Here is a 7,151-nt window from a genome sequence, read left to right as displayed (position 1 = left end):
TTTGGGGTTATCCATGGCTGAGCTAATGGGGGGCAGCCGGCGAAGGAGCGTAGTGGGAGAAAGGAACTAAGTCAGTTATGTGGCGATTCGGGGATATGGGACGTCTCTGACGCAGGTGGCCAAGGTATTGAATATATCGGTACAGAGCGTTCTTCGTGGGGTGGATCGAGGGGAAGAGGAATTTCAGAAAAGGGGATGGGCGATTGCAGATTTCCTACAATAACGGAGTTATCGGAGCTACGTCCCCTGGAAAATATCCCCTGGAAAAAACAGCCTAACCAAAAGCGAGTTTTTATCAAATCAAAAAACTTCTGTCAAAGAGACTGGCAAGGGAACTTCGCTGTCGACTCAACAAATAAGCATGAAGGAGCAGAGATGAGCCAGAAGAGTGAGCTCAGGGATGGAATGCTGATTGACTGGGACGTTCCGATTACCATGGATGACGGCCTCGTACTGAGGGCTGACATTTACCGTCCGCCGCAGGAAGGCAAATATCCGGTGATCTTGACCTACGGCCCGTACGGGAAGGGCCTTGCCTTCCAGGAGGGTTACCCGGACCAATGGCGGCGGATGGCCGAGCAGCACCCGGACGTGATAGAAGGCTCGACCAACAAGTACCAGAACTGGGAAGTCGCGGATCCCGAGAAGTGGGTGCCGGACGGATACGTATGCCTGCGGGTCGACTCAAGGGGTGCGGGCCGCTCACCGGGATTCATCGATCCCCGCTCGCCCAGGGAGACCCGCGATCTTTACCTCTGCATCGAGTGGGCCGGGACGCAGCCCTGGAGCAATGGCCAAGTGGGTTTGCTCGGGATTTCTTATTACGCCCGAAACCAGTGGAACGTGGCTTCGCTGCAGCCTCCCCATCTGACGGCCATCATCCCCTGGGAAGGGGCGTCCGACTCGTATCGGGACGGGGCCTATCACGGCGGTATCCTGTGTGCCTTTTCCGGCAACTGGTTCAAGAAGCAGGTGATGACCGTGCAGCACGGTCTCGGGAAGAGAGGATTCGTAAGCCCGAACACGGGTGAACTCGTTGGCGGCCCCGAGACGCTGTCAGAAGAAGAGCTGGCTAAGAATCGGGTAGACCTGAGGAAAGAGCTCACGGAGCATCCGTTGGATGACCCATACCACCGGGGGAGATCTCCGGACTGGTCCAAGGTCACCGTTCCCCTCCTCTCCGCGGCCAACTGGGGAGGGCAGGGGCTCCATCTCCGCGGCAACATTGAAGGGTTCGCGCGGGCCGCCTCCAAGCAAAAATGGCTGGAGGTTCACGGGCTGGAGCATTGGACGGAGTTTTACACCCGATACGGGGTCACGCTCCAGAAGCGCTTCTTTGACCATTTTCTGAAAGGGATCGACAACGATTGGAAGAGCCAGCCGAAACTGCAACTGCAGATCCGCAGAGTCAACGGCTTGGTGGTGCGGGGAGAGAGCGAGTGGCCGCTGGCACGAACGCGTTGGACCCGTCTCTACCTCAACCCCGCCGACCGCAGCCTCAGTTGGGAGCCGGTGAGGGCCAAGGGCAGCGTCACTTTCGAGGCGCTTGGAGACGGCATTAGCTTTATGACTCCCCCTCTCGCGCAGGAGATGGAAATCACTGGACCCGTGGCCAGCAAGATGTTCGTCTCCTCGTCCACGACCGATGCGGACCTCTTCCTGGTCCTGCGCGTCTTCGCCCCTGACGGTAAGGAGGTGGTTTTCCAGGGAGCGCTGGATCCCCATACCCCCATCGGTCAGGGCTGGCTTAGGGCTTCGCACCGCAAACTGGACCCCAAGCTCGGCACCGAATACCGCCCGTATCACACCCACGATGTGGTGGAGCCGCTGAAGCCTGGCGAGGTTTACGAACTCGACATAGAGATCTGGCCGACCTGCGTTGTCGTGCCGGCCGGATACCGGATTGCGCTTACCGTTCGGGGCAAGGATTACGAGTATGCCGGGGAAGGCGAACGGATCACGACCTTCGTCAACGTGATGAAGGGCTGCGGGCCGTTCCTGCACGATGATCCCAAGGATCGGCCTCCGGAGATATTCGGCGGGAAGGTCACCCTCTACGCCGGCGGCGACAAGGCGGCCTACGTACTCCTGCCGGTCATTCCCTAAGGAAAAGCCGGCCCCCCGTTTTCCTAACCCCCCTTTCAGAAAGAGGGAAAGGGGGCGGCATCGAATTAAATAAATGATCAAATTAATTTGGACACAGATTTTCGCAGATTTTCGCAGATATTTATTTTTTTGCATTTAATATCCTGAAAATCTGTGTTTACCCCGTTAGATAGTAAACATCTAACAGGGTGAATCCGTGTCCAAAAGCAATTTCCTATGCAATCGAGTTATTTGACCATGAAGCAACACAGAGTTCATAAAATTTTTCGGCAATCTGCCTTCAGGGCTTGGAGGGGTTTTAAATACCTTAAGGAGGATAATTTCATGAAAGCCAAGAAAACCAAAATGCACTTGCTGTTAGTCATGGCGGCTATTGTCGGAATGGTTTTTTTAGCATCGGTTCAGGTTCAAGCCACCACTCCCGCAGGGGTGTTAAAACAAGCGATCCATTGGGGGCTTTCTGCAGATTGGCTGGATCCGGCAACCAACTCGGGGCTGATCAGCTCGAGCCTTCCACTTTATCTCTTCCATGATGCCTTGGTGAAACCCATGCCGGAAGGGAATTTTACCCCCTCCCTGGCCGAGTCATGGACGATTAGCCCTGATGCCAAAACTTATGAATTCAAATTGCGGAAAGGGGTGAAGTTCCATAATGGGGACACCATGACCGCAGAAGATGTGGTGTTCAGTTTCTGGAGATACAAGGCTGCTCAGGCCAAAATTATTCAAGGAAAGACGGAGAAGGTTGAAGCCGTGAATCCTCATCTGGTGCGCTTTCACTTCAAAGTACCGTATCCTGATTTTTTGGAATATTTCCTTCCAGGAGGCAGCGCTATTTGTTGGATTGTACCCAAGAAATATACGGAAAAGGTGGGGGATGCGGAGTTTAAGAGAAATCCTATCGGGTGCGGCCCATACAAATTTGTGGAATTTGTGGCGGGTGTTAGGATTGTGGCCGAGGCTTTTGAAGATTACTGGAGAAAAACCCCCCCAATCAAAAGAATGGAGTTTCTCATCATAAGTGAGCCAGCCACCCGCCTGGCCATGGTTAGAAGAGGCGAGGCTGATATTGCTACGCTCATGCAGGGGGTATTTTATGAGGACGTAAAAAAAGACCCGAAGCTTCGCCTGTTCCATCCATTAAGCCCAGTGACCTGGCTGGTATATATCGCCTCGCAATGGGATTCCAAGTCTCCATGGGCGGACGCAAGGGTTCGCAAAGCCGCCAGTTTGGCGATTGACCGCAAGAGTTTGGCCGATATTTTTATGCCAGGGTGTAAGCCGATGGGAACGCTGGCCATGGAGGGAGATGAATTTATGGTCAATTTCCCGCCAGATCCTTATGCCCCGGGACAAGCGAAGAAGCTTTTGGCCGAGGCAGGATATCCAAAGGGCTTTCATGGGGGTAAATTTTATCCGTACCAAGGAGGTTATTGGCCTTACGGAGAGCAGATTATGAACTATTGGAAAGCTGTGGGCATTAATGTTGATACTGTGCTTTTAGACAGACCGGCTTGGTTCGCGAATCGACAGGGCGGGAAAATGAAAGGGGGACTTTTCATTGACCCGGCACCCCTGGCGACCATCGGGGGCCGCTTGGCCTATCTTTTTGGTACAACTTCCTACGGCAATTATCCAGATGTTAAAGCATTGTGGGATCAATACCAACCAGAGGTCGACCCGAAGGTTAGAAAGGATTTGATCGGGCGAATCCAAAATCTAATCTATGAGAGAAGCATGTTCATTCCTCTTACCGACACGAATTCGCCGGCAGCGTTTGGCCCCAGAGTGAAAGGAAATCCCTATAAAATTCAACCTCTCATATGGTTCACGGCTCCTTTTGAAGATATAGAATTGGTTCATTGAAAGGGAGTGTTCAGCAGCGAAAACAAAAGATTAATCCGCGACTATAACTGTCCGGAAATTGAAAAACGCCCCGAAGATCAAAAACCTCGGCTAAGCTGATCCAGAAGATCTACCCTGTTGAATTTCCCAAAGGGAACCCTATATGAAAGGTAACTGGTTTACCTATTTCTCCGATAATTACCGCTGGTCGGCCGGGTTGATCATTGCGCTGGGCACTGCACCCTGGGGGTCCAGCGATCTCGGGGAGGTTGACCGAGTAGGAAAACGCCTCAAAGGCCTGTTTTAACGCCGTGGGCTCAAAGGATAAAACCCTCCGCGTTTTTACGGCAGAAGAAGGGGGGTCTCAGCATTGTCAGAATGACCGGTTGGGTGTAGCCATTCCGTACATGCATGACTGGCTGGCCGAGAAACTAAAGGCGTAGCCTGGAAATGAAATTACTTTGCCACCTCGATGTCCTCAAACGGAGCGGTGAACCAAAGGAGCGGCTGAATCTTGTAAGGGTTCCCCTTTACCCTGGGGCCAAAACCAGCCGGGGAATTGGTGGAAGTCAGCGGTAGCCAAATGGTTTTTTCATAAGTCATCTTTTGAATCCGCGAGATCAAATCCTTCCTCGTCTTGGGGGAGTACTCATGCTGGTACTGTTCCCATAAGGCTTGAATATCTGGATAGTTTCCATAAGACCCAGTACCGCTGAAAAGATAAGCTAACCTTCCTCCAATGGTCGGAGCGATGGGGTTATCCACGAAAAGACTCCCCTTCATCTTTCCGGCGTCCCGTTGAGCCAACCAAGCAGGTCGATCCAGAAGAACTAACTCCACCGTAATCCCTACGGCCTTCCAGTTGGTAGCAATCTGCTCCCCATATTCCCAATATCCCCCGTAGGGATAAAATTTCCCCCCCTGAAAGCCCTTCGCATATCCCGCCTCCGCCAACAACTTTTTAGCCTGTGCTGGGTCGTAGGGATCTGCAGGATAATGCACCGCTAAAGGATCCCCCTCTATGCCGAGGGAACCAACGCCACTGCACCCGGGCATGAAAATATCGGCCAGCGTTTTTCGATCGATGGCCACACTTGCCGCCTTGCGCACGCGCTCGTCAGCCCATGGAGATTTGGGGTCCCACTGCGGCGAGATATAGATCATCCACCGGGTTGGGCTCAGAGGTTCGAGAAGCCTAAGCTTCGAATCTTTTTTTGCATCTGCATAAAAAACACCCTGCATAAGCGTAGCGACATCGACTTCTCCTCGTCTGACCATCGCTAAACGGGTAGCCGGCTCAGGAATATAATGAAATTCCATTCTTTTAACCTGCGGGACTTTTCTCCAGTAGTCCTCAAAAGCCTCCCCCACCAGTCTAACCCCCGCCTGAAATTCCACAAATTTATAGGGTCCTGCTCCTACAGGATTCTTTTTAAAGCCCGCATCTCCAACTTTTTCAATATATTTTTTGGGAACTACCCAGCCAATAGTGGTCGCTCCAGGGAGAAAATAATCCAAAAAATCAGGAAAGGGTTCTTTAAATTGAAACCGAACGAGGTTCGGATTGACCGCCTCTACTTTTTCTGTTCGATTATGAAAAAATTTAGCCAGGGCAGCCTTGTATCGCCAGAAACTAAAGACGACGTCCTCCGCAGTCAAGGTGTCGCCATTGTGAAACTTTACCCCTTGGCGCAGTTTAAATTCATAAACCTTAAAATCCGGGCTGATATTCCATGACTCAGCTAAGCAGGGGGTATAGTTCCCTTCGGGCATGGCTTTCAACAAAGCATCATGGAAAAGGTATAAAGGATGGTTCGCTGTGGTTACGTAGCTGGCCGTGGAAGGGTCCAGCCAGTCCGCTGAAAGCCCCCAGTGGATGGCCTGCTTCATTACCCCCTGCGGGGAGGCTGCCCGAGCGCCGGGCGTTCCCAAAAGTACCGCCGCCAAAATAGCCAGCGCCCACAACCTCCAAAACATGGTTTTCCGTCTTTGCATTCGTTTCCTCCTTCTTAATAGAAAATTTTAGGCGAAAGGCAGGACTTGATTTTTCATTTTTCTTAATTGAATACCCTTAGGTTTGATATGCTGATGAGTGAGCAATGAATCCCGACTTATTCCGCCAAGACGTTGGCCACGTTAATTATCTCCCCGGTTCGAGCCGACCGGATCGCCGCCACGATCACGGCCAGAGCCTGCATGGCCTCCGGCCCGCCTGTTTCAGGGACCTTGTGATTACGGATGCAATCGGCAAATTCCCTCACTTCCTCGGTTAAAATTTCTCCGGGTTCCAAATCAACTTTAATTTTTTGATCCTCTCCTTTGCGTTTCAGGTAAAGCGCGGAGTTTCGGTCCGCATAGTTCCAGCTATCTCCATATTGCCCGGGGGTTTCATCGGGTTTTCGAACAGGAAGATCTACCGTTAAATAGAGGTTGGCCTCGGTCCCATAAAGGTGACAATAATTCACCCAGGGGGTGATAAAGTTGGATCCCAGGTAGCCCAGAGCCCCGGATTCGAATTGCAGGATCGCCGTTCCCGCATCGATGATCTCGGTCTGGAGGCAGAGGCGGTTGAAGAAGGCGGAAACGGATTGGACGGGGCCCAGAAGATACCGGAGGGTTTCTGCAGGATGGACTCCCAGAGTCATCATGGGACCTCCGGGGCACTCCTCCTCATACCAGCGCCACATCTGAGGGGTTAACCTGAACCCGCCGTTATGGGAAAAGTTCGTTTCCACCGTGACGATCTTTCCCAGGCTCCCCTCCTGGACCATGGCCTTGATCTTCCGGTAGCCGGCCAGTCTTCTCTGGTTGTGGGCGACCGAGAGGACAACTCCATTTTTCTTGCAGGCCTCGATCATTCGCTTGGCGTCGGAAACCCTATTGGCGATGGGTTTCTCCACCATTACATGCTTGCCGTGGTTGGCGGCCAGTACAGTCATTTCGCTATGCGCGGAATTGGGGGTCGTCAGAAGAATCGCTTCCACGTCTTCCCGCCTCAGGAGATCTTCGTAGGAAGCCTCCTGGTCGCACTGGAAGGCGGCGGCGAACTCTTCCCGCTTGGCTTTGGTCCGGGTGTAACAGGTGACGATCTTGAAGGCTCCGCTTTTTTGCACGACGATGGCCAGGGCCTTACACCACATCCCGATGCCCACGATTGCTATGCGGACCGGTTTACCATCCATGGGGAACGCTCTCTTTCT

Annotated in this window: 6 protein-coding genes; 4 read left to right on the top strand and 2 right to left on the bottom strand. The window is 52.7% G+C overall.

What is annotated here, in order from left to right:
- Positions 1-405 precede the first annotated feature (405 nt).
- The 4 genes from Q7V48_10190 to Q7V48_10175 all read left to right on the top strand — a co-directional run bounded on the left by Q7V48_10190 (position 406) and on the right by Q7V48_10175 (position 4,394).
- A complete protein-coding gene (locus Q7V48_10190; protein MDO9211099.1) occupies positions 406-2,106 on the top strand; it encodes a CocE/NonD family hydrolase in 1,701 nt (566 codons plus the stop codon).
- 324 nt (positions 2,107-2,430) lie between these two features.
- Positions 2,431-3,972, top strand: coding sequence for an ABC transporter substrate-binding protein (locus Q7V48_10185; GenBank protein MDO9211098.1), 1,542 nt, complete (start codon positions 2,431-2,433; stop codon positions 3,970-3,972).
- Between the two features lie 142 nt (positions 3,973-4,114).
- Positions 4,115-4,258, top strand: a complete 144-nt coding sequence (locus Q7V48_10180; protein ID MDO9211097.1) for a hypothetical protein — start codon at positions 4,115-4,117, stop codon at positions 4,256-4,258.
- A gap of 4 nt (positions 4,259-4,262) precedes the next feature.
- Positions 4,263-4,394: a hypothetical protein gene (locus Q7V48_10175; GenBank protein MDO9211096.1), complete on the top strand. Its 132-nt coding sequence runs from the start codon at positions 4,263-4,265 to the stop codon at positions 4,392-4,394.
- A gap of 13 nt (positions 4,395-4,407) precedes the next feature.
- On the opposite strand, the gene Q7V48_10170 is transcribed toward Q7V48_10175, so the two are convergent.
- On the bottom strand, positions 4,408-5,946 hold the full coding sequence (locus Q7V48_10170) for an ABC transporter substrate-binding protein (protein MDO9211095.1): 1,539 nt from the start codon (positions 5,944-5,946) through the stop codon (positions 4,408-4,410).
- Positions 5,947-6,062: 116 nt separating this feature from the next.
- On the bottom strand, positions 6,063-7,151 hold a 1,089-nt coding region (locus tag Q7V48_10165), incomplete at its 5' end, for a Gfo/Idh/MocA family oxidoreductase (GenBank protein ID MDO9211094.1).

This window comes from Deltaproteobacteria bacterium (assembly GCA_030654105.1).
In the GTDB taxonomy this organism is placed as follows: domain Bacteria; phylum Desulfobacterota; class SM23-61; order SM23-61; family SM23-61; genus JAHJQK01.
This window is presented reverse-complemented; position numbering and strand designations above follow the sequence as displayed.

Bases quoted from the DNA above. Each gene is read 5' to 3' on its own strand.
- Q7V48_10190 (MDO9211099.1), top strand. From the start codon at position 406: ATGCTGATTGACTGGGACGTTCCGATTACCATGGATGACGGCCTCGTA.
- Q7V48_10185 (MDO9211098.1), top strand. From the start codon at position 2,431: ATGAAAGCCAAGAAAACCAAAATGCACTTGCTGTTAGTCATGGCGGCT.
- Q7V48_10180 (MDO9211097.1), top strand. From the start codon at position 4,115: ATGAAAGGTAACTGGTTTACCTATTTCTCCGATAATTACCGCTGGTCG.
- Q7V48_10170 (MDO9211095.1), bottom strand. From the start codon at position 5,946: ATGCAAAGACGGAAAACCATGTTTTGGAGGTTGTGGGCGCTGGCTATT.